Source organism: Pseudorhodoplanes sp. (assembly GCF_046289595.1).
GTDB lineage: Bacteria > Pseudomonadota > Alphaproteobacteria > Rhizobiales > Xanthobacteraceae > Pseudorhodoplanes.
The window spans coordinates 18,710-40,731 of sequence record NZ_JBKBVB010000021.1; the positions used below are offsets into that span (position 1 = coordinate 18,710).

The following is a 22,022-nucleotide window of genomic DNA, read 5'->3' on the forward strand; positions in this document are numbered from 1 at the left end:
CGCCTGTAGGGGCCGAATTCCTCCTCGATCAGCAGCTCATCGCCGGCCCGTTGACAATTTTCATTGGTGTGTCACCTTATGTGTGGAGCTTCACACATGGCAACCAATCTCTCCATCGACCCCGATTTGATCGAACGCGCGCTGGAAGTCAGCGGCGAGAAGACCAAGAAGGCGGCCGTGACCAAGGCGCTGCAGGAATTCATCGCGCGGCGGCGGCAAAAGCGGCTGCGCGACTTGTTCGGCACGCTCGAATGGGACGAGACCTACGACTATAAAAAAGAGCGCGAGCGCTAGGTGGACCAGGCGGGCCTGTTCGTCGATACCAGCGTCTGGTCGCTGGCGCTGCGGCGCGACCGGCCGGCGGAGAGCGCGGAAACCGGCGCGCTGGACCGCGCCATCGCGCGCGGCGAGCCGCTCTACACCACAGGGCTCATCCTGCAGGAATTGCTGCAGGGATTTTCAGGCCCCAAGGCGCGCGAACAGATCGTCGATCATTTCTCGGCGCTGCCGCTGATCGTGCCGGACCGCACCGATCACATCGAGGCGGCCGCATTGCGCAATCACTGCCGCCGCAAGGGTGTGCAGATCGGCACCATCGACGCACTGTTCGCACAACTCTGCATCCGCCACGGCCTGACGATGCTGACGGCCGATGACGATTTCAGACAGGTCGCCAAGCATTCAGCGCTGAAGGTGTGGGGTCAGAAGTAGATTTGTGCGTTACCGCACACTCCGCTCATGCCCGCGCAGGCGGGCATCCAGAAGCTTTATCCATCGCGGCGATGATCGTGCTGGGTCCCCGCCGTCGCGGGGACGAGCGGAGAGAGTCTGCGCGTCAGCGCCCCTCACCCGCCGCGCATAGCGCGTCGAAGACGCGCGTAAACGCGCTTATGCGCGCGGCAACCTCTCCCCGCTTCGCGGGGCGAGGGAAGCCCCTCACCCCTCCTTGTAGCCATATTCCGGCACATTGCCGGAATTGCCGTAATACTTGTACGGCAGGAACTTGCCGCTCATGGTGATCTTCACGCGGTCGCCCTTGGGGTTGGAGAGGCGCTCGAATTGGAAGTCGAAGTCGATCGCCGACATGATGCCGTCGCCGAATTCCTCCTCGATCAGCGCCTTCCAGGCCGGCCCGTTCACCATCACCATCTCGTAGAAGCGGTAGATCAAGGGATCGGTCGGCGGCATCGGCGTGCCGTCGCCGCGCATCGGGATTTCGTTCAGCATCGCCTCCTCGGCCTTGGAGAGGCCGAACAGCTCGGCGGCTTTGGCGGCCTGCGGCTTGGTCAGCTTCATCTGGCCGAGGATCGCGCCGACGATCAGCGTGTCGGAAAAGCCGCCGATCTCGGCGCAGATGTGTTTCCAGCTCCAGCCCTTCTCGCGCTTGATGTCGAGCAGCTTCTCGGTGAGGTCGGAACGTTTCATGAGGGTCTCCTTGGATATGCCGTCGCACTCAGTGCGCTCCCTCTCCCCTGTGGGGAGAGGGTTGGGGTGAGGGGGTTATGTCGAGCGATGGGGTGTAACCCCTCACCCGCCCGCGCTTCGCGCGGTCGACCTCTCCCAAAGGGAGAGGTGAATCACAGCCAGCGGGGTCAGCCATTGGCCACACGCGCCTTCGCGGTGTCCGCGGCCGCAATCACCTGCGGCTCGGCGGCGCCCGGCCGGATCACCGGCACATCGCAAGTCGGGTCTACCCGGCTTGCGCCTTCTAATGGTGTCCGACCCGGGTATACCCGGGTCGGATTGCGCGGATCGAAGCCGGGATTCTCGGCAACGAAGCTCTTGCTGCGCTCGACCAGGAAATCGATGATGTGGTTGCGCAGCGCGTAATAGAGCGGATGCTTGTGGAAATCCGTGCGCGAGCGTGCTTTCGGCAGCGGGTTTTCCACGATCTCGGCCAGCACCGCGCCGGGTCCGTTGGTCATGAGCACAATCTTGTCGGCGAGATAGATCGCTTCGTCGACGTCGTGGGTAATCATGAACACGGTCTGGCCGGTGTCGCGGCAGATGCGGCGCACCTCGTCCTGCAACGTGCCGCGGGTCAGCGCATCGAGCGCGGAGAACGGCTCGTCCATCAACAGGATTTTCGGATCGATGGAGAGCGCGCGGGCGATGCCGACGCGCTGCTTCATGCCGCCGGAGAGTTCGGACGGCCGCTTGTGCTCGGAGCCGGAGAGGCCGACCAGATCGATGAACGTCTGTGCCTGCGCGTGCACCTGCGCCGACGACCACTTGCGCCATTTCGAGGTGACGGCATAGGCGACATTGCCCATGACCGAGCGCCAGGGGAGCAGCGAGTGGCCCTGGAAGATCACCGCGCGGTCGAGGCTCGGGCCCTCGATGGCCTGGCCGTCGACGATGACGACGCCTTCGGAGGGGCTGTCGAGGCCGGCCAGGATGTTGAGGATCGTGGTCTTGCCGCAGCCGGAATGGCCGATCACGCAGACGAATTCGCCGCGCGCCATGCCGAGCCACAGGTTTTCGAAGATGGTGGTTACGCCCGCGGGCGCGGGGTAGCGCTTGGCGATGGCCTCGATCGAGATGAAGGGTGCGGTCATGGCTTTATTCCGGGAAGGTGACCGCGCGCTGGCAATACGCGAGGATCTGGTCCAGCACCATGCCGACGACGCCGATCAACAGGATCGCGTTGATCACATTCGTTATCGACAAATTATTCCATTCGTTCCAAACGAAGTAACCAATGCCGGTGCCGCCGACCAGCATTTCTGCCGCGACGATGACAAGCCATGCGATCCCGATCGAGATTCGCATTCCCGTGAGTATAGTCGGTGCTGCGGCAGGGAGGATAACTGTGAAGGCGCGGCGGATCGGACTGACTTCAAGCGTCCGCGCGACATTCAGCCACTCCTTGCGGACGGCGGATACCCCGAATGCGGTATTGAGCAGCATGGGCCAGACCGAGCAGATGAAGATCACAAAGATTGCCGAGAGAGACGAATCCTTGATGGTGTAGAGCGCGAGCGGCATCCAGGCGAGCGGCGAGATCGGTTTCAGCACCTGAATGAAAGGATCGAGCGCCCGGCTCATCAATGGCGACATGCCGATCAGGAAACCGATCGGAATCGCGAAAATCACGGCCAGGAAATACCCTGTCAGCACCCGTGCCAAAGAGTAACCCAGTTGAATGCCGACGCCTTTGTCATTGGGGCCCCGGTCATAGAAAGGCTCGTTGAGATGCTCCCAGAGCTTCCTGCCAACGTCGAACGGACCCGGCATCGCCGACTTTCCCTGGGTCGCGGTCGCCCCCATCAGCTTGGCGTATTCGGGATCCATTTGGACAACGGTGCCGGTACCGCTTGTCGCAAGGTGCCACGCCGCAAGGAATAGCGCGAACAACGCAATCGATACGACTGCGGCGCGGAACGAAAGCGAGCCTGTCATTGCCCGCTCCCGTTTCTGGCTCGCGCGGTCATGGTCGCGACCGACAACAACAGGAACCCTTGCTCCGGCATCGTGCTGGCTCCTACGATGACCTCTTGATCTTGAAACTCGCGAGATACTCCTCGGGCTTGGCCGGATCGAAGGGCTTGCCCATCACCGAGAACGACTTTGTCGTGGAGGTTGGCGGGGTCAGACCGACTTCCTTCATCAGCTTGGTCGTATCGGTCGCAAGAAAGACCTGTTTGGCGATGCCGTTGTAATCCACATCGCCCTTGATCTGGCCCCAGCGCTTCATCTGGGTCAGGATCCACACGGCGAACGACTCCCAGGGGAACGGATCGAAGTCGATCCGGTCCGGCACCTTCTGTACCTTGCCAAGTCCGTCTGCAAAGGTGCCGGTCAGAACCTGTTCGACCACCGTTACCGGCTGGTTGAGATAATTGGCCGGCGCGATCGCTTCGGCGATCTGCTTGCGGTTCTCCTGCTTGGTCGCGAAGGCCGTTGCGTCGATGATCGCCTTGAGAAGCGCGGCATAGGTGTTCGGCATCTGCGTCACGAATTCACGCGAGGCGGCGAAGGCGCAGCAGGGGTGGCCGTCCCACATTTCCTTGGACAGCATATGGATGAAGCCGACTCCGTCATAGACCGCGCGCTGATTGACGGGATCCGGCGCAAGAAAACCATCGATATTGTCGGCACGCAGATTCGCGACCATTTCCGGCGGCGGAACGGCGCGAATCTGGATGTCCTGATCGGGGTCGAGACCGGCTTCGGCCACATAATATCGCAGAAGATAGTTGTGCATCGAATAGTCGAACGGGACCGCAAACTTGAATCCTTTCCAGGATTTCGGATCGCGTTTATCCTTATGCTTCATCGCAAGCGTGATGGCCTGACCGTTGATATTTTCTACGGCCGGCATGGTGTAAGGGATCGCGTTCGACCCCGCGCCCATCGTGATCGCGAGCGGCATCGGCGACAGCATGTGGGCTGCGTCATATTCCTTGTTGATGGTCTTGTCGCGTATCACCGCCCAGCCGGCGGTCTTGATCACTTCGACATTCAGCCCGTGCTTCGAATAAAAACCCATCGGATGCGCCATGATGATGGGCGTGGCACAGGTAATGGGGATGAAGCCGACCTTGAGATCTTTCTTTTCCAGCGGAGCGCCCTGCGCGAAAACGTCTGTCGCAGTTGCAAGCGGGAAGAACTGCGAAATCGCGGCGAGCGCGGTGGAGGCGCCGACCGACGTCAGGAAAGCGCGCCGGGCGACATCCTTGGGGAACATGGCGCGCATCACGGCGGAAGCGACTACGCCCTCATAGCGCCTCTCCTCGGTTTCCGGGGCTTCAACGGGCGCGCACTGCAATTGCCGGATGGCGTCGCGCTCATGCTCGGCCTGGCTGACATGGCGGCCGCACGAACAGCCGGCGGAATGCAGCATACGCGTTGGATCGAACGGGTTGTCGAACGTGGACATCGCACTTCTCCCCTCTGGAGCCTGCAGGCCAGAGCGCGCTCTGGACAGCGCTGCACCGGCAGTCGGAGGGAGAAGAGCAAAGTCAGTGCCAGACGCGAGGCTGCCCGCGGGCGATCTGACGCAGGCGCAAATAGCTCAATGAAAACGGGATCGGCCTGTTACGACTTTTCGTGATCTACGAAATTTAGTAGATCTCGCCCGCCGGGCACTCTGGTGCCAACATGCTCGCATATCCGTCCCTGCCCGAAAATCAGGCAAAGGCTCGGTCATCTGCCGGTTTCGGTCTCATCTTTGAGTCCGCAGCCGAGCCAATGCTCGTGATCAATCCCGCGGCCGATCTGATCCGCGACGCCAATCCGGCGGCGTGCCGTCTGCTCGGCTGCGATCGCGCCGCGCTTCGCGCCATGCGGGTCACGGCGCTGCACCCTGGCCAACTGCCGGCGCTGATCGTTTTCACCGAAGCCGTGCTGGCGAAACGCGAATACCGCACCCGCGGGCTCAAACCGCATCACGCGGCCGGTCACGAACTCGCCGTGGAGTATGCCGGCAGCCGGCTCGACGATGGCGACGCGCCCGATCTCCTGCTGATGGTTTCCGATCTCGCCGCCCTGCGCAAGCGCGAGACCGACAGCGAGGCCGACCTCTATGTCCGCGGCGGCCTGGAAGAATGGCAGCGGATCGAACGCTTCTTCCGCGACGTCGAGCGGGAAAACCAGCTCATCCTGCGCGCCGCCGGCGAAGGCATCTACGGCGTCAATGCCGATGGCAAGACAACCTTCGTCAACCCCGCCGCAGAACGCATGCTCGGCTTCAGGGCCGATGAACTGGTCGGCAAGGACATGCATTCCATCGTCCACCACACCCATGCCGACGGCTCGCATTATCCTGCAATCCATTGCCCGATCTACGCAGCCTTCCGCGACGGCGCGGTTCACCACGTCGAAAACGAGGTGTTCTGGCGCAAGGATGGCAGCCGCTTCTTCGTGGAATACACGTCAACGCCGATCCGTGACCGCGGCACCATTGTCGGAGCGGTCATTGTCTTCCGTGATGTGACGCAGCGGCGCGAGGCCGATGAGAAACTGCGCGCTGCGCTCGCCGAGGTGGAGCGGCTGCATAAGCGGCTTGAGCAGGACAACGCTTATCTGCAGGAAGAAATCCGTCTGCAGACCGACCATCGCGGCATCATCGGCGTCAGTGCGGCGATCCAGAAGACGCTGCGCCAGATCGAACTCGTCGCGCCCACCGAAGCGAGCGTCCTGATCACCGGCGAATCCGGCACCGGCAAGGAACTGATCGCCCGCGCCATCCACGGCGCAAGCAAGCGCAGCCACCGGCCGCTGATCCGCGTCAACTGCGCGGCGGTCCCGCGCGACATGTTCGAAAGCGAGTTTTTCGGCCATGCGCGCGGCGCGCTTCCCGGCGCGCTGCGAGACCGCCCCGGCCGCTTCGAACTGGCCGATGGCGGTACCCTTTTCCTCGACGAGATCGGCGAGATCCCGCTGGAATTGCAGGGCAAGCTGTTGCGCGTTCTGCAGGAGGGTCAATTCGAGCGCGTCGGCGAAGCCCGCACCCGCAACGCCGATGTCCGGGTGATCGCCGCCACCAATCGCGATCTGGGCGCCGCAGTGCGCGAAGGGCAGTTCAGGGAGGACCTGTATTTCCGCCTGAACGTGTTTCCGATCGAATGCGTGCCGCTGCGTGCACGGCCCGACGATATTCCCCCGCTCACCAAGCACTTTTTACAGGTTGTCGCACACAAACTGAAAATCCCGGATCTGCGGCTGACCGAAGGCGATATGCGCCGGCTGATGCAATATGCGTGGCCAGGCAATGTCCGGGAATTGCAGAACGTTATCGAGCACGCGGCCATTCTCGCCCGCCATGGCCGTCTTCATATCGACCTGCCGGCCCGCGGCGTCGGCCGCGCGGCACAGGGACGGACCGATCCCGCTTCGCTTCTGACCGAGGACGAACGGCGCGAACGCGACCGCGCCAACATCGTTGCGGCGCTGGACGCCTGTGGCGGCAAGGTGTTCGGTCCCGGCGGCGCGGCGGAACTGCTCAATGTGAAGCCCACCACCCTCGCCTCCCGCATCAAGACGCTGGGTATTGTCGTGAAACGGACGTCCGCGAAGCGCGCCTGACGTGCTAACGTCACTCCATGGAGCCTGCGCATCAGCGATCGCCAGGCAAGGGTTACCGGAAGCGGAGCATGAGCGCTGAAGTCATCGCGGGCGACAAACGGCTCGAACCTCACCGGCTCCGATCGGTCATTCTCGGCGAAGTCCATGCGCGTCCCTTTCGGGCGCTGGCGACCCCCGCCCGCGTGTTGCATTTCGGCTTCGACACCGCGGGCGAAGGCGCCCAGAAAGACCGCAAGGCGCTGACCGACCTGTGCATCCGCCGCGGCGTGACCCCGCCGCAGCCGGCCGACAAGCATTTCCACGTCAATTTCGGCGGCACCGGATTGCGCTGGGAGCAGCATTCCGAATTCACGACGTACACCCTGGAGCTTCCGGCGGAACCGGATGCGATACCCTTTCACCCGTCCGCGGCTTCGCTCGCCACGCCGATCACGCTGGTGCCGCAACCCGGTCCGCTGCTGGTCGCCATCGATCTGCATCTGATGGCCGACCGCCCCGACCACCTTGCGGTGGAACGGCATTTCAACCGGCCAAGCCTTGCGGTTGCGGAAAATTCGGACGGTACCGCGGTTTATGCGACGGACTTCCACACCGATCCTGACGGCTTCGTGCGTATCCTGGTGCTTGACCGCGGCCTTGGCGCGGAACGCGCGGGCGCGCTCGTTCAACGTCTGCTGGAGCTCGAAACCTATCGCACGCTCGCCTTGCTCGGCCTGCCCAAGGCGCAGGAGCTGGCGCCTTCGATCAATCGCATCGAGCGGCGGCTTGCCGAGCTGACAGCTGCGCTTCAGAAAGCCTCCTCGCTCGCCGACAATAACCGGCTGCTTGACGAACTCACCGCGCTCGCGGCCGAACTGGAAGCCGGCGCTGCCGGCAGCCTGTTCCGGTTCGGCGCCAGCCGCGCCTATGACGACATCGTGCAGACGAGACTGCGTATCATCGGCGAGCGCAAGGTCGGCGGGCTGCCGACCTGGTCGTCGTTCCTCGCCCGCCGCATGGCGCCGGCGATCCGCACCTGCATCGCGACCGAAGAGCGGCAGGCCAACCTCTCCCGCAAGCTCGCCCGCGCCGCGCAGCTTCTGCGCACGCGGGTCGATGTCGAGGTCGAGCAGCAGAACCGCGATCTTCTTCGTTCGATGAATGCCCGCACCCGCATGCAACTGCGTTTGCAGGCAACCGTTGAAGGTCTCTCGGTCGCGGCGATCAGCTATTACGTGGTCGGGCTGTTCGGATACATGGTCAAGGGCGCGCACGACGCCGGCTGGCCGGTCGACCCCTCGCTTTCGACCGCGGCATTCGTGCCGTTCGCGGTGCTGGCGATCTGGTGGATCGTGCGTCGCATCCGCAACCGCCACATCGGCAAGGAGCGCGAGTACGAGGTGTAGTCTAGAGCCCGCTCATCCCGCGAAGGCGCGGACCCAGCGCAACATTCTGGATTCCCGCTTTCGCGGCAATGAGCGGATGCGGCTCACATCGGCGGGGTCAACCCGTCCTTGCCGACATTGACCCGTGCAGCTGTGAACGTCCCGTCCGGCTGCGGGACCGCGGCGACGATGAAGATTTTCGCGCCCGGCTTGAGATCGGCGACGCTGCCCGGCACATAGGTGACAACCGGCGCGTCCTTCGGCACCACGATCTTCTTCTCGCCGTCCTTGTACTTGACCATGATGGTCTGGCCGTCGACGCCCGCGACGGTCTCCTGCACCGTCGCATTGGTCATCATGCTTTGCGGCTGGTTGTCCCAGGGAAAATGCCCCTCGGCAACACCGCGCAACGCTTCAGGAAAGACAAGGACATGAATCGCGCGCTGGGTTCCGTCCGGCTGCGGAATTGACGACACGCCGATATAGGAATTCGGCTTGATGTCCTCGACCTTGAACGGCACCACGCCCGACACGCCGACATTGTCCGCGAGCTTGATCCTGATGTCGCTGCCGCCGCGCGGCTTCACGGTCATCATCGAACCGTCCAGTGCGACGATCTCGCCGCGCACGCGGACGGGTTTGTCCTGCGCGAACGCGGAACCGGCGATGCTCAGGGCGACACCAAGAGCAGCGATGGATGAAAATCTGAGGCAAGCGGTCATGGCGCCCTCCCGGCTCCGGCGGCGTCGATGCGCCGCGCATGCCGGGAGGAACACCGGGAACGGGAAGGCTATTCCTGTGCAACCGTCATGCCCGCGCGTGTCGCGGGCATCCAAGTCTTAATGGTATAGCGGCAAGGAAGACGTGGATGGCCGGGTCAAGGCCATGACAGCCGAAAAAGCGGGTTCGTCAATAAAACCCCGGCGTCGATCCGCCATCCACCGGAATGGCCGCGCCCTGGATGTGCCGGCCCTTGGCGCTGCAGAGGAACACGGCGAGCTCGGCAATATCCGCAGGCTCGGCCATCCGCCGGATACCGTCGCGCGCCACCGCCTCGACGCGAATTTCGTCGATCGTCTTGCCGGCAGCACTCGCCCGTTGCGCGAACAAATCCTGCACGCGATCCGTCTCGGTTAGGCCGGGATGGATGATGTTGACGTTCACCCCGTCCTTCATGCCGAGCCGCGACAGCGCCTTGGAGAAGTTTGCCATCGCTGCGTTGCAGGAGGAGCCGATGGTAAAGTCGGCGCCCGGCGTGCGCGCGGCTCCGCCGCCGATATTGACGATAGACCCCTGCGCGTCCTTCAGCATCGGCCAGAACAGCCGCGACAGCCGCACGCACCCAAAGAATTTCAGCGCAAAGCCGTCCTGCCAGGCATCGTCAGTCAATTCGAGGAAGTTGCCGGCGCGGGTGGCGCCCGCATTGTTGACCAGCACGTCACAGCGGCCGAGCCCCTTCTTCACCAGCGCATGCAGCTTCTGACAATCTTCGAGCTTGCGCAGATCGAGCGCGGCGGTCACCGGCTTGATCCCGCCCTCGGCCGCAATTGCTCCGGCCGCCGCAGCAAGATTGCGCTCCGAGGTCGAGGCAATCACGGTCTGCGCGCCTTCGCGGGCAAAGGCCTGCGCGATGCCACGCCCGATTCCGCGGCTGCCGCCGGTCACGACCACGACCTTGTTGCTGAATTCAACCATGATCATCCCGCCTTGCTACGCCGCACCGCCGTCCGCATCTTCACCGCGGCAGATTGAGGCCGCGGCTTTTGCAGGATCCCGATCACCTCGTCGAGCAGGCCGTAAACCTGTTCCAGCCGCTGCGGCCCGATCTCCCGCGCCAGCTGCGCATAGATCGCCTCCGATTGCGGCGCGACCGTCTCGAACAGCCGCCGCCCCTTCGCGGTCAGCGACACGCTGACGCGGCGTTGGTCGTCCTTATTGGCGCGCCGCGCGATCAGGCCTTCGGCTTCGAGATTGGGCAATGTACGGGACAGCGAAGCCGTGTGCAGGCAGCAGGCGCGGGAGAGCGCTGCGATATCGAGCGCCTCCACTTCATTCAGCGCACGGATGATCCGCCATTGCTGGTCGGTCAGGCCGTGTGCATTGAGATGCGGGCGAAAGCGCTGCATTACCGCTTCCCGCGCCAGCATGAGCTGCATCGGCAGCGAACGCTGGAACGGGCGCATGCGCGCGGTCACGTTTCGTCCTCGACGCCGTTGCGCAGCGTCCCGATTTCCGGGACCGTGACTTCGATTACGTCGCCCGGCTTCAGCCATTTCGGCGGATCGAACCGGGCGCCCGCCCCGGTCGGCGTGCCGGTCACAATCATGTCGCCCGGCTTCAGCGTGGTGAAGATCGTGATGTACGAGAGCAGATAATCGAAATCGAAGATCAGGTTCGCCGTGGTGTCGTCCTGCCGCACCTCGCCGTTCACGGTTGTCGTCAGATGCAGCGGCTTGCCGTACGCGATCTCGTCGGCGGTCACCATCCAGGGACCGATCGATCCTGAGCGGTCGAAATTCTTGCCCTGCGTGACATTGAACTTTGCGTGCCGCAGCCAGTCGCGGATGGTGCCCTCGTTGCAGAGCGTATAGCCGGCGATATGGTCCTTCGCCTGCCCGGGCTTGATGCGGTGGCCCTCCTTGCCGATGACCAGCACGATCTCGCCCTCGTAATCGAGCTGCTCGGATTCCGGCGGACGGATCAGCGGCGCGCCGTGGCCGACGAAGGAGCCGGGCGTGCGGAAGAACATGCTGGGATATTTCGGCGCCTCCGAATTGTCCTTGTATTCCTCGTTGCGGTTTCCGTAATTGACGCCGATGCACAGGATCTTTTCCGGCCCGACCACGGGCGGGAGCAGCGCGATGTCGGCCAGCGGGAAATCCGGCCGCACATCGGCCGTCGCCGCCCGTACCTCGTCGAGCGCACCGGCCCGCAATACGTCGAGCAGAGTGTGAAACAGAGGCAGGCGCGGCCGGACATCGATCACGCCATCGCCTGCGACCACGCCAAAGCCCGGACGGCCGTGACGGACAAAGCTGACAAGTTTCATTCCGCGGCTTCGCTCCTGAGCATTCCGGCGCGCGAGAGAACGCCGTCGAGGCGCTTTTCCAGTTCCGGCGTCGCCGGCACCATCGGCAGGCGGTGCTCGTTGCGCTCGACGATGCCGAGCCGCTTCGCCATGTATTTGATCGGGATCGGATTGGTGTCGTAGAAAATCGCCTTGTTGAGATCGTGCAGGCGATGGTGCAGATCCTGCGCGGTTTTCAGGTCGCCGCGCCACACCGCCTCGCACAGATCGGACAGGACGCGCGGACGCAGATTGCCGACCGCATTCATCAGCCCGCAGGCGCCGATCGCCATCATCGGGAACGACAATTCCTCAAGCCCGACGAAAATCTTGAAGTCGTGGCCGGCGACCGCGAGGCATTCGGTGACAAAATCGAGATCGAGCGAGGCATGCTTCATGCCGACGAAATTCGGCGACTTCTCGCGCAGTTCCTTCACCGTATCGATCTTGATGTCGATCGCGGCACGGCCGGGAATGTGATAGATCATCCACGGCAGATCGATGCCCTTCATCACCTCGAGATAGTACGCGATCATGCCGCGCTGCGGCGGCCGCGTGTAATAGGGCGTGACGATCAGGAGCGCATCGGCGCCGGCCTTGGCGGCATGCTCGGTGAGGATGCGGGTTTCCCAGATCGCCTGCGAGCCGGTGGCGGCGACGATGGGCACGCGCCCCTTCGCCACCTCGACCGACAGCGTCACCAGACGGTTGCGCTCCTCGGTGGTGAGCGAAGCGGGCTCGGAGGTCGTTCCGTTGACCAGAATGCCGTGCGAACCTTCGCGAATCTGCATCTCCACGAGATTCGCATAGGTGTCATAGTCGACCTCGCCGTTCCTGAACGGGGTGATCAGCGGCGGAATCGAGCCCTTGATACGCTCAAGCGGCAGCGGCATGGACGGACCTCCCAAATTTCGGGCGACGGACGCTCTCGTTTGATGGACGCTCTTATTTCCGGGCGCAACCGTCTTGACGGCCCGCCCGGCGAAATGATTAACATGTTAAAGGTTTCCGGCGGGGCACGTCAACGACCCCAATCGAATGAGAATCGCCGGCGACCGCAAGCGCAGGCGATCAGGAGGAAGGCAATGCCGCACGTCATGGTGGAATATTCGGCCAATCTCGATCATTCGATGGACGTCCAGGGGCTCCTGAACGCACTGCATCAGGCGATGATCGATTCCGGCCATGCCCCGCTTGAAGGCATCCGCACGCGGGCGATGCGCCGCGAGCATTACTGCGTCGCCGACCGCAATCCCGACAACGCCTTCGTTCACATCATCGTGCGCATGCGCGAGGGTCGTCCGAAAGAGGCCTATCAGAAGGTTGCCGAGATGCTGATGGCCGCGGCGGAGACGGCGCTCGAACAGACGCTGAAGAAGCATCCGATGCAGCTCGCGCTGGAGATGCACGAGATCACCCAGCTCACGTTGCGTCGCGACACGCTGCGCAAGAGCGAGAAGGCGGCATAAGTCACCATGCTTTCGGGCATCTTCTCTTCACCTCCCCGCGCGCGGGGGAGGTCAACCTGCCAAAGGCCGGTCGGAAGGGAGGTGAGCCACAAGCGCCGGGATGGAAATTCACCCCTTCCCGCCCCTCCCCTGCAAGGGGAGAGAGAATCACATCCTGAACGCGGATACGTCTCATGACCACAACCCTCGACGACACCATCGCCCTCGCCGAAAAGCACCTCGCGCGCTTCCGCAACGGCGTTGTGCCGCATCTGATCGACGGCAAGCCGGAGATTGGCGCCGACGCCTTCGAGACCGCCTCGCCGGTCGATAATGCGCCGATCGCGAAAGTATCGCGCGGCGGCGCGCCCGAGATCGACCGCGCGGCCAAGGCCGCCATGAAAGCGTTCCGAACCAATTGGGCGCACACCTCCGGCGAGAAGCGCCGCGCAATTTTACACAAGATCGCCGACGCCATCGTCGCACGCGCCGACGAGATCGCCTATGTCGAATGCATGGATACGGGTCAGCCGATCCGCTACATGTCGAAGGCGGCGCTGCGCGGCGCGGAGAATTTCCGCTTCTATGCCGACCGCGCGCCCGGCGCCAATGACGGCCTGTCGCTGCCGACCGACACGCATCTGAACTACACCATCCGCCAGCCGATCGGACCCGTGGGCGTGATCACGCCCTGGAACACGCCGTTCATGCTGTCGACCTGGAAGATCGCTCCCGCGCTCGCCGCGGGCTGCACGGTCGTGCACAAGCCGGCGGAATGGTCTCCCCTCACCGCGCAATTGCTTGCGGAAATCTGCCTCGAGGCCGGGCTGCCTGCCGGTGTGCTCAATGTCGTGCATGGTATGGGCGAGGAAGCCGGCAAGGCGCTGACGGAGCATCCCGACATCAAGGCGATCGGCTTCGTCGGCGAGAGCGCGACCGGTTCCGCGATCATGCGGCAGGGCGCGGCCACGCTGAAGCGCGTGCATTTCGAGCTCGGCGGCAAGAACCCGGTGATCGTGTTCGGCGATGCCGACCTCGACCGCGCGCTCGATGCCTGCCTGTTCATGATCTACTCGCTGAACGGCGAGCGCTGCACCTCGTCGAGCCGTGCACTGGTCGAGGCCTCAATCTATGACGAATTTGCCAAGCGCGCCGCCGAGCGGGTGAAGAAGATCAAGGTCGGCCACCCGCTTGATGCCGCCACCGAAATCGGACCGCTGATCCATCCGCGCCATGTCGAGAAGGTGCTGAGCTATGTCAGCGCCGCGCGCGAGGCCGGCGCCACGGTTGCTGTCGGCGGCGGCCGGGCGAACGGCGGCAAAGGCAATTACGTCGAGCCGACGCTCTATATCAATGCGCGCAACGGCATGAAGATTGCGCAGGAAGAAATCTTCGGCCCGGTGCTCACCATGATCCCGTTCGCCGACGAGAAGGAAGCGGTCGCGCTCGCCAACGACGTCCGCTACGGCCTCGCCGGCTATCTGTGGACCCGCGATGTCGGCCGCGCGCATCGCATGGCGCAGGCGCTGGAAGCCGGCATGATCTGGGTAAATTCGGAGAATGTCCGCCATCTGCCGACGCCGTTCGGCGGCGTGAAGTCGTCCGGCATCGGCCGCGACGGCGGCGATTACTCGTTCGACTTCTATATGGAGACAAAGAACATCGCGATCGCGCTCGACAATCACAAGATACCGAAAATTGGAGCGTAGATCATGATCAGAGCGACACGCTCTCAATCGTCTGTCCAGATCGCAAGCAAGAGCCAGAAACTGGATTCCGGGTTCGCGAGCTTAAGCTCGCGCCCCGGAATGACCGGAGGATAGAATGCCCATCCGCAAACCGAACTTCACGCCGCCCTTCAATATCGTCCGCGCCAGCCATGTCGAATTCGGCGTGCGCGATCTCGCTGCATCGCGCGCCTTCTATGTCGATTGCCTGGGCTATCTTGTGACGGCGGAAGACAAGAACGTGATCTTCCTGCGCGCGGTGGAAGAGCGCAATCATCATTCCATCGTGCTGCGCAAGCAGAACGACGCCACGATCCCTGCGCTCGGCTACAAGGTCGCGAGCGAGGAGGACCTCGACCGCGCCGCCTTCTGGTTCGCGCATAAAGGGTACCCGACCTCGTTCCCCGAAATCGAGCATCAGGGCCGGACTCTTCGCACCTGCGACATCCACGGCATGCCGCTCGACTTCTATTTCCGCATGGACCAGGCCGAATGCATGCTGCGCAAATACGCCGAGTACAAGGGCGCGCGCATCCAGCGCATCGACCATCTCAACTGCTTCACGCCGGACGTACAGGCCTCCTACGATTTCTACACCGAGCTCGGTTTCCGCCTGACCGAGTACACCGAAACCGATGGCGACAATCCGCAGCTCTGGGCAGTTTGGATGCATCGCAAGGGCAACGTCCACGACATCGCCTTCACCAACGGGCGCGGACCGCGTCTACACCATATCGGCGTCTGGACCGCGAGCGCGCTCGACATCCTTCACATCTGCGACGTAATGGCGTCGTCCGGCTATCTCGCCAACATGGAGCGCGGACCCGGCCGTCACGGCATCTCGAATGCGTTCTTTCTCTATATCCGTGACCCCGACGGCCACCGCGTCGAGCTGTTCACCTCGGACTATCTGACGGTCGATCCGGATTTCGAGCCGTTGCGCTGGGGGCTTCAGGATGCGCAGCGCCAGACCTTGTGGGGCCACCCGGCGCCGAAGTCATGGTTCGAGGAGGGCTCGGCGTTCACCGGCGTGCCGGTGAAAGACCCGGTGCTGGAAGCGCAGCCGATCGTGGCGCGGTGATTGTCGATCGTGGCGACGTAATTATTGTTGCCGTCCCCGCGCAGGCGGCCTGATCGTTGCTGACCCGGCCCGCCGAATGCGGATGAGGCGCGCGCACCGATGGCGATCGAGGCTTGTTTTTTGCCGCGATGGCGACGATTTATGCTGGATGCCAGTCTCACATCCCCAAGCAGTCGCCGAAGCCGGCATATCGGGCCGGATCCCATTCGACAACACCTACGCGGCGTTGCCGGAGCGATTCTTCCAGCGCGTCGAACCGACACCGGTTGCGGCGCCGCGATTGATCGCGCTCAACGATGCTCTGGCAGAGGCCCTTGGGCTCGATCCTGAATTCCTGAAAAGCCCCGAAGGGGTCGCCATTCTCGCCGGCAATCGCATCGCCGAAGGCTCGGCCCCGCTCGCGCAGGCCTATGCGGGTCACCAGTTCGGCAATTTCGTTCCGCAACTCGGCGATGGCCGCGCCGTCCTTCTGGGCGAGGTGCTCGCACCGTCTGGCGAACGTTTCGATATCCAGCTCAAGGGCTCGGGCCCGACGCGCTTCTCCCGGCGCGGCGACGGGCGCGCGGCGCTCGGACCGGTGATCCGCGAATATATCGTCAGCGAGGCGATGGCCGCGCTCGGCCTGCCAACCACCCGATCGCTCGCGGCCGTCACCAGCGGCGAACAGGTTGTGCGCGAGCGCATGCTGCCGGGCGGCGTGCTGACGCGCGTCGCGTCCAGCCATCTTCGTGTCGGTACGTTCGAGTATTTCGCCGCCCGCGAGGATATCGAGGGGCTGCGGCTGCTCGCGGACTACGCGATCAGCCGGCACTACCCCGACGCCGCCGAGGCTGCGGACCCGTATCTCGCGTTGTTCGAAGGCGTTGCCGCGCGGCTCGCCGATCTGGTCGCACGATGGATGCAGATCGGCTTCATCCATGGGGTTCTCAATACCGACAATACCTCCATTGCCGGCGAAACCATCGACTACGGGCCCTGCGCCTTCATGGACGCTTATCATCCCCGCAAGGTGTTCAGCTCGATCGACCGGCAGGGACGCTATGCCTACCAGAACCAGCCCGGGATCATGAAATGGAATCTCGCGCGGCTGGGCGAATGCCTGCTTCCACTGTTCTCGGGCGAACGCGACGCCGCGCTTGCAAAGGCCAATGACGTGCTCGGCACGTTCGGAACCGGCTACAAGGCGGCCTATCTTGCAGGTTTCCGGCGCAAGCTCGGCCTGTTCGACGCCCACGCGGATGACGAAGCGCTGATCGGCGATCTGCTCGCCCGCATGGCGGAAGGCGGCGCGGATTTCACGCTGACCTTCCGCGCGCTGAGCGAGCTTGCCGGAGGCACGGCGACGGACGATAGCGTGCGTGACCTGTTCTCAGACAAGGCGTCCTACGACGCCTGGGCATTTGTCTGGCGGGAGCGGCTGTCGCGCGAACCGCGAACGCCGCAAGAGCGCAGCGCCGCGATGAAAGCCGTCAATCCGAAATACATTCCGCGCAATCATCGCGTCGAAGCCGCGATTGCCGCAGCCGAGCTGGGGCAATGCGATCTGTTCGATGAGCTCAATCGGGTGCTCGCCAGACCGTATGACGATCAGCCTGCCTTCGACCGCTATTGCGCGCCGCCGCAGCCGGAAGAGGAAGTCACCCAGACCTTTTGCGGAACGTAAGCACAAAAATGGGAGAAAACTTTTGCCGCGCGTCGTCCCCGCGAAGGCGGGGACCAATAGCCACCAGTCTGGACCATGGGCCCCCGCTTTCGCGGGGGCGACCGTGCTACATCGCCTTGACGATGTTCTCGGTCATCTTCTTCGCATCGCCGAGCAGCATCATGGTGTTGTCGCGGTAGAATAGCGGATTGTCGATGCCGGCATAGCCGGAGGCGAGCGAGCGCTTGTTGAACATCACGGTGCCCGCCTTCCAGACCTGCAGCACCGGCATGCCGTAGATCGGCGACGACGGATCGTCCTCGGCCGCAGGGTTGGTCACGTCGTTGGCGCCGATCACATAGACGACGTCGGCCTGCGGGAATTCCGAATTGATGTCTTCAAGCTCAAAGACTTCGTCGTAGGGCACATTGGCTTCGGCAAGCAGCACGTTCATGTGGCCCGGCATGCGGCCCGCGACCGGATGGATCGCGTATTTGACCTCGACGCCTTCCTTCTTCAGTTCGTCGGCCATTTCGCGCAGCGCATGCTGGGCCTGCGCCACCGCCATGCCGTAGCCCGGCACGATGATGACCTTGCTGGCATTCTTCATGATGTAGGCGGCGTCTTCCGCCGATCCGAGCTTGACCGGCTTCTGCTCGCCGCCGCCGGCCGGGCCCGCAACCTCGCCGCCGAAGCCGCCGAGGATGACGGAGATGAAACTGCGGTTCATGCCCTTGCACATGATGTAGGACAGGATCGCACCCGACGAGCCGACCAGTGCGCCGGTGATGATCAGCGCAGTATTGCCCAGCGTGAAGCCGATGCCGGCCGCGGCCCAGCCGGAATAGGAATTCAGCATCGAGATCACGACCGGCATGTCGGCGCCGCCGATCGGGATGATGATGAGGACGCCGAGCACCAGCGACACGATAACCAGCAGCCAGAACGCCGCGTAGCTTTCGGTCAGCGCCAGCCAGGCGATGAGCACAAAGGTCGCAATTCCGAGCCCGATATTGATGGCATGTCGCGCCGGCAGCATGATCGGCGCGCCGCTCATGCGGCCGGACAGCTTGGCGAAGGCGATCACCGAACCGGTGAAGGTGATGGCGCCGATCGCGGTGCCAAGCGACATTTCGACAAGGCTCGCGCGTTTGATGGCGCCGACTGCGCCGATATCGAAAGCGGCCGGGGCATAGAGCGCTGCCGCCGCCACCAGCACCGCCGCCATGCCGACCAGCGAATGGAAGGCAGCGACCAGCTCCGGCATCGCCGTCATCGGTACCTTGCGGGCGATCATCGCGCCGATGCCGCCGCCGATGGCAATGCCGACAATGACCAAAAGCCACGCCACGGCGCTCGCGGGCGGATGCGAGGCGATGGTGGTGAGAATGGCGAGCGTCATGCCGACGATGCCGAACACATTCCCCTGCCGGCTGGTTTCCGGCGAAGACAGTCCGCGCAGCGCGAGAATGAAGAGAACGCCGGCGACGAGGTAGAGCAGCGCGACGAGGTTCGGGGTCATGCCGCGCTCACTTCTTTTCCTTCTTCTGGTACATCGCGAGCATGCGCTGCGTGACCAGGAAGCCGCCGAAAATATTAACCGAAGCCAGCACCAGCGCGACAAAGCCGAGGATACGCGCCAGCGTTGAACCCGATTCCAGGATCGGCACGCCGACCGCGAGCAGCGCTCCGACCACGATCACCGAGGAGATCGCGTTGGTAACCGACATCAGCGGCGTATGCAGCGCCGGCGTTACCGACCAGACGACGTAATAGCCGACGAATACCGCCAATACGAAGATCGAGAACTGAAAGACGAAGGGATCAATCTGGTCCATGCGTGACGTCCCTCAAGCCTTCGGCTGGAAATTCGGATGGACGACCGCGCCATCGCGGGTGAGCAAAGTGCCCTTGACGATCTCGTCGTCCCAGTTGATCGCGAGCTTCTTTTCTTTCTTGTCGATCAGGCTTTCGAGGAAGGTCAGGAGGTTCTTGGCGTAGAGCGCCGATGACGATGCGGCGAGCCGCCCCGGCACGTTGAGATGCCCGACGATCTTGACGCCATTTACGGTGACGACCTCGTCCGCCTTCGCGCCTTCGACGTTGCCGCCGCGCTCGACCGCAAGATCGACGATCACCGACCCCGGCCGCATCGAGGCCACCATGTCTTTCGAGACGAGCTTCGGCGCCGGCCGTCCCGGGATCAGCGCCGTGGTGATGACGATGTCCTGCTTCTTGATGTGATCGGCGATCAGCGCGGCCTGCTTCGCCTGGTATTCTTTGGACATTTCCTTGGCGTAGCCGCCCGCGGTTTCCGCCTGCTTGAACTCCTCGTCCTCGACCGCGATGAATTTCGCCCCGAGGCTCTGCACCTGCTCCTTGACGGCGGGGCGAACGTCGGTCGCGGTGACCACGGCGCCGAGGCGGCGCGCGGTTGCGATGGCCTGCAGGCCGGCAACGCCGACACCCATGATGAAGGCCCGCGCTGCTGGAACGGTGCCTGCCGGCGTCATCATCATCGGCAGCGCACGGCCATATTCCGCGGCGGCATCGATAACGGCGCGATAGCCGGCGAGATTGGCCTGGCTCGACAACACGTCCATCGACTGGGCGCGGGTGATGCGCGGCATCAATTCCATGGCAAAGGCGGTCACGCCGGCATCCGCCAGCGCCTTGATCGCGGCGTCGTTGCCGTAAGGGTCCATGAGCGCGACGGCGATCGCGCCCTTCTTGTAGCCCTTCAGCTCCTCGGCAGACGGGCGGCGCACCTTGAGGACGACGTCGGCATCAGCGGTGGCGCCGGGCGCGACCTTCGCGCCGGCTTCGGCATATTCGGAATCGGGGATGCCCGACGCGAGCCCCGCCCCCGGCTCTACGGCAACCTCGGCGCCAAGCCCGATCAGCTTCTTGACCGTTTCCGGCGTGCCCGAGACGCGCGGCTCCCCCGTGTCGGTCTCCGCAGCAATCGCGACTTTCATCTGGCCCCCCGGCCCCTCGAGACGTTGTCAGACCAGGAAATAGGCCATCAGGATGAGAATCGCCGCAACGATGATGATCCCCCATTTCACCAGTTTCAGGAACAGGAGGTAAGTCTGCTCATGTTCCTTGTAATCGTTGCCGTCGGCGGTCGTGTAGGCCACTTCGCTGTGGTCGGCCATTGCGGTCCCCGTGAGAGCCATTCGTCGACTATCGGTTACCGCAATTGCGCGGGCGGGGCAACGGGAGGAAACGCCGCAAAACCCGGCGATCCTCAGGGCTCGGGATGCGGTAAACCGGCCTGGTCAAGCGCGGCGGCCTGGCGGCTTGCCACCTCCGACAATGAGAAATTCTGGATCGCTTCGTTGAACAGACGATAGAAATTCAGCTCGGCCTGCAGATGCAGGAAAACCCCGCCGAGCCCGATTGCCGCCCGGTCCATGAACACGAATTCGCGCGGCACCGTGACCGGCCCTTTCTCCTTCAGCGCCTGATGCACCCGGAAGGCCTCGCGCCGGCCGTATTCGGAGGGCTTCACGCCGTCGGCAATGCTGCGCACCCGATCGTCCAGCAGCGGCCCATAGATGAAACGCGCCCAGATGTTGAGGATAGCGATCAGCTCGCGCGTGAGGTTGCGGAACCCCCAGGTCTCGTAAGCCTTGACCACCAGCGCCTCGTCGTTGTCGCGCAGCCCGTGATAGAGATCGACCACGCCACCGACGAAGCGCGGCGGAAAGATCCGGATACAGCCATAGTCGAGCAGATTGATGCCGCCAGGCACGCCGTCCTCCTCGAACACGCTGTAATTGCCGAGATGCGGGTCGCCATGGATTACGCCGAACCGGCTGAACGGAAACCACCAGGCGGTGAACATCGCCTGCGCCAGCCGGTTGCGATCGGCAAGCGGCGCCTCCTTGAATGCGAGCATGCGCCGGCCCTCGAGCCAGTCGAGGGTGAGCAGACGCATCGTCGATAATTCCGGCCAGACCCGCGGCACCCGGATCAGATCGATGCCGCCAAGCATCTCGCGGTACAGCGCGACATGCTTGGCCTCGCGCACATAGTCGAGCTCCTCGCGGATGCGCGCGCCGATCTCCTGGCCGATCTCGGTGGTGTCGATCGCGGGCTCCATCCGGCGATGCACCGCGAATAGCAGATTGAGCTGCTTGAGGTCGGCTTCCACCGCCGACTGCATGTCCGGATATTGCAGCTTGCAGGCCAGTTCGGTGCCGTCATGGGCGCGCGCCTTGTGCACCTGCCCGAGCGAGGCGGCAGCGGAGGGCTTGTGATCGAAGCTTGCGAATTTCGATTGCCAGTCGGGTCCAAGCTCGGCGCTCATGCGCCGCTTGACGAAAGCCCAGCCCATCGGCGGCGCTTCACTCTGAAGCTTGGCGAGTTCGGCAGCATATTCGGCCGGCAGCGCGTCGGGGATCGTCGAGATCAGCTGCGCAACCTTCATGATCGGGCCCTTGAGACCGCCGAGCGCCGCCGCCAGTTGTGCGGCGTTCTTGCCGCGATCGAGATCGAGCCCGAACAGGCGTGCGCCCGCGATCCGGGCCGCCACGCCGCCGACATCCGTTCCCACGCGGGCATAGCGGCGCGCACGGGCGGTGAAACGATTGGCTTCTGAGTCCGACATCGCCGGGAAGCTAGGCATTGATGGCAGCGCGCGCCAGTGCGCCATTGCA

General features: G+C 63.7%; 22 protein-coding genes. 8 read left to right on the plus strand and 14 right to left on the minus strand.

Going from position 1 to position 22,022, the window contains the following annotated elements; translation table 11 throughout:
• Positions 1–96: 96 nt before the first annotated feature.
• Positions 97–294, plus strand: a complete 198-nt coding sequence (locus ACK41X_RS06815; RefSeq protein WP_409720579.1) for a type II toxin-antitoxin system VapB family antitoxin — start codon at positions 97–99, stop codon at positions 292–294.
• Positions 295–711, plus strand: coding sequence for a PIN domain-containing protein (locus tag ACK41X_RS06820; protein ID WP_409720581.1), 417 nt, complete (start codon positions 295–297; stop codon positions 709–711).
• 225 nt (positions 712–936) lie between these two features.
• On the opposite strand, the gene cynS is transcribed toward ACK41X_RS06820, so the two are convergent.
• The 4 genes from cynS to ACK41X_RS06840 all read right to left on the minus strand — a co-directional run bounded on the left by cynS (position 937) and on the right by ACK41X_RS06840 (position 4,882).
• Positions 937–1,425: a cyanase gene (gene cynS / locus ACK41X_RS06825; protein WP_409720583.1), complete on the minus strand. Its 489-nt coding sequence runs from the start codon at positions 1,423–1,425 to the stop codon at positions 937–939.
• A 167-nt stretch (positions 1,426–1,592) separates the two neighbouring features.
• The gene (locus tag ACK41X_RS06830) at positions 1,593–2,558 is read right to left on the minus strand and encodes an ABC transporter ATP-binding protein (protein WP_409720585.1); all 966 of its coding nucleotides are present in this window, start codon (positions 2,556–2,558) and stop codon (positions 1,593–1,595) included.
• 4 nt (positions 2,559–2,562) lie between these two features.
• Positions 2,563–3,402 carry a nitrate ABC transporter permease gene (gene ntrB, locus ACK41X_RS06835; RefSeq protein ID WP_409720587.1) on the minus strand — a complete coding sequence of 280 codons (840 nt, stop codon included), beginning with the start codon at positions 3,400–3,402 and terminating at the stop codon, positions 2,563–2,565.
• Positions 3,403–3,484: 82 nt separating this feature from the next.
• Positions 3,485–4,882: a CmpA/NrtA family ABC transporter substrate-binding protein gene (locus ACK41X_RS06840; RefSeq protein ID WP_409720590.1), complete on the minus strand. Its 1,398-nt coding sequence runs from the start codon at positions 4,880–4,882 to the stop codon at positions 3,485–3,487.
• 311 nt (positions 4,883–5,193) lie between these two features.
• On the opposite strand from ACK41X_RS06840, the gene ACK41X_RS06845 reads away from it, so the two are divergent.
• On the plus strand, positions 5,194–7,029 hold the full coding sequence (locus tag ACK41X_RS06845; RefSeq protein WP_409720592.1) for a sigma 54-interacting transcriptional regulator: 1,836 nt from the start codon (positions 5,194–5,196) through the stop codon (positions 7,027–7,029).
• Positions 7,030–7,097: 68 nt separating this feature from the next.
• Complete coding sequence (locus ACK41X_RS06850; RefSeq protein ID WP_409720594.1) at positions 7,098–8,414, plus strand: DUF3422 family protein; 1,317 nt, start codon at positions 7,098–7,100, stop codon at positions 8,412–8,414.
• Between the two features lie 83 nt (positions 8,415–8,497).
• Here ACK41X_RS06850 and ACK41X_RS06855 read toward each other — a convergent pair whose 3' ends face one another.
• From ACK41X_RS06855 to dapA, 5 genes are all read right to left on the minus strand, one after another.
• Positions 8,498–9,115, minus strand: coding sequence for a hypothetical protein (locus ACK41X_RS06855; protein ID WP_409720596.1), 618 nt, complete (start codon positions 9,113–9,115; stop codon positions 8,498–8,500).
• A 187-nt stretch (positions 9,116–9,302) separates the two neighbouring features.
• Entirely contained in the window at positions 9,303–10,088 is a 786-nt protein-coding gene (locus tag ACK41X_RS06860; protein ID WP_409720598.1) for an SDR family NAD(P)-dependent oxidoreductase, read from the minus strand.
• A 2-nt stretch (positions 10,089–10,090) separates the two neighbouring features.
• Positions 10,091–10,588, minus strand: a complete 498-nt coding sequence (gene hpaR, locus ACK41X_RS06865) for a homoprotocatechuate degradation operon regulator HpaR (protein WP_409720600.1) — start codon at positions 10,586–10,588, stop codon at positions 10,091–10,093.
• Complete coding sequence (locus ACK41X_RS06870; protein ID WP_409720602.1) at positions 10,585–11,442, minus strand: fumarylacetoacetate hydrolase family protein; 858 nt, start codon at positions 11,440–11,442, stop codon at positions 10,585–10,587. The genes hpaR and ACK41X_RS06870 overlap by 4 nt, the downstream gene beginning before the upstream one ends.
• Positions 11,439–12,353, minus strand: coding sequence for a 4-hydroxy-tetrahydrodipicolinate synthase (dapA, locus tag ACK41X_RS06875; RefSeq protein ID WP_409720604.1), 915 nt, complete (start codon positions 12,351–12,353; stop codon positions 11,439–11,441). The genes ACK41X_RS06870 and dapA overlap by 4 nt, the downstream gene beginning before the upstream one ends.
• Positions 12,354–12,545: 192 nt before the next feature.
• Between dapA and ACK41X_RS06880 the strand changes: the two genes are divergently transcribed.
• The 4 genes from ACK41X_RS06880 (at position 12,546) to ACK41X_RS06895 (ending at position 17,379) form a co-directional block, all read left to right on the plus strand.
• Positions 12,546–12,929 carry a 5-carboxymethyl-2-hydroxymuconate Delta-isomerase gene (locus ACK41X_RS06880; RefSeq protein WP_409720605.1) on the plus strand — a complete coding sequence of 128 codons (384 nt, stop codon included), beginning with the start codon at positions 12,546–12,548 and terminating at the stop codon, positions 12,927–12,929.
• Positions 12,930–13,102: 173 nt separating this feature from the next.
• Complete coding sequence (gene hpaE, locus ACK41X_RS06885) at positions 13,103–14,617, plus strand: 5-carboxymethyl-2-hydroxymuconate semialdehyde dehydrogenase (protein WP_409720607.1); 1,515 nt, start codon at positions 13,103–13,105, stop codon at positions 14,615–14,617.
• A 115-nt stretch (positions 14,618–14,732) separates the two neighbouring features.
• Entirely contained in the window at positions 14,733–15,716 is a 984-nt protein-coding gene (gene hpaD, locus ACK41X_RS06890) for a 3,4-dihydroxyphenylacetate 2,3-dioxygenase (protein ID WP_409720609.1), read from the plus strand.
• Positions 15,717–15,864: 148 nt separating this feature from the next.
• Positions 15,865–17,379, plus strand: coding sequence for a protein adenylyltransferase SelO (locus tag ACK41X_RS06895; RefSeq protein WP_409720611.1), 1,515 nt, complete (start codon positions 15,865–15,867; stop codon positions 17,377–17,379).
• Between the two features lie 106 nt (positions 17,380–17,485).
• Here ACK41X_RS06895 and ACK41X_RS06900 read toward each other — a convergent pair whose 3' ends face one another.
• The 5 genes from ACK41X_RS06900 to ACK41X_RS06920 all read right to left on the minus strand — a co-directional run bounded on the left by ACK41X_RS06900 (position 17,486) and on the right by ACK41X_RS06920 (position 21,973).
• Complete coding sequence (locus tag ACK41X_RS06900; protein ID WP_409720613.1) at positions 17,486–18,880, minus strand: NAD(P)(+) transhydrogenase (Re/Si-specific) subunit beta; 1,395 nt, start codon at positions 18,878–18,880, stop codon at positions 17,486–17,488.
• Between the two features lie 7 nt (positions 18,881–18,887).
• Positions 18,888–19,196: a proton-translocating transhydrogenase family protein gene (locus ACK41X_RS06905; protein ID WP_409720615.1), complete on the minus strand. Its 309-nt coding sequence runs from the start codon at positions 19,194–19,196 to the stop codon at positions 18,888–18,890.
• Positions 19,197–19,208: 12 nt separating this feature from the next.
• Entirely contained in the window at positions 19,209–20,336 is a 1,128-nt protein-coding gene (locus ACK41X_RS06910; RefSeq protein WP_409720617.1) for a Re/Si-specific NAD(P)(+) transhydrogenase subunit alpha, read from the minus strand.
• Between the two features lie 27 nt (positions 20,337–20,363).
• Complete coding sequence (locus ACK41X_RS06915) at positions 20,364–20,516, minus strand: aa3-type cytochrome c oxidase subunit IV (RefSeq protein WP_409720619.1); 153 nt, start codon at positions 20,514–20,516, stop codon at positions 20,364–20,366.
• A 92-nt stretch (positions 20,517–20,608) separates the two neighbouring features.
• Positions 20,609–21,973 carry an ABC1 kinase family protein gene (locus tag ACK41X_RS06920; protein WP_409720621.1) on the minus strand — a complete coding sequence of 455 codons (1,365 nt, stop codon included), beginning with the start codon at positions 21,971–21,973 and terminating at the stop codon, positions 20,609–20,611.
• Between the last annotated feature and the right edge of the window lie 49 nt (positions 21,974–22,022).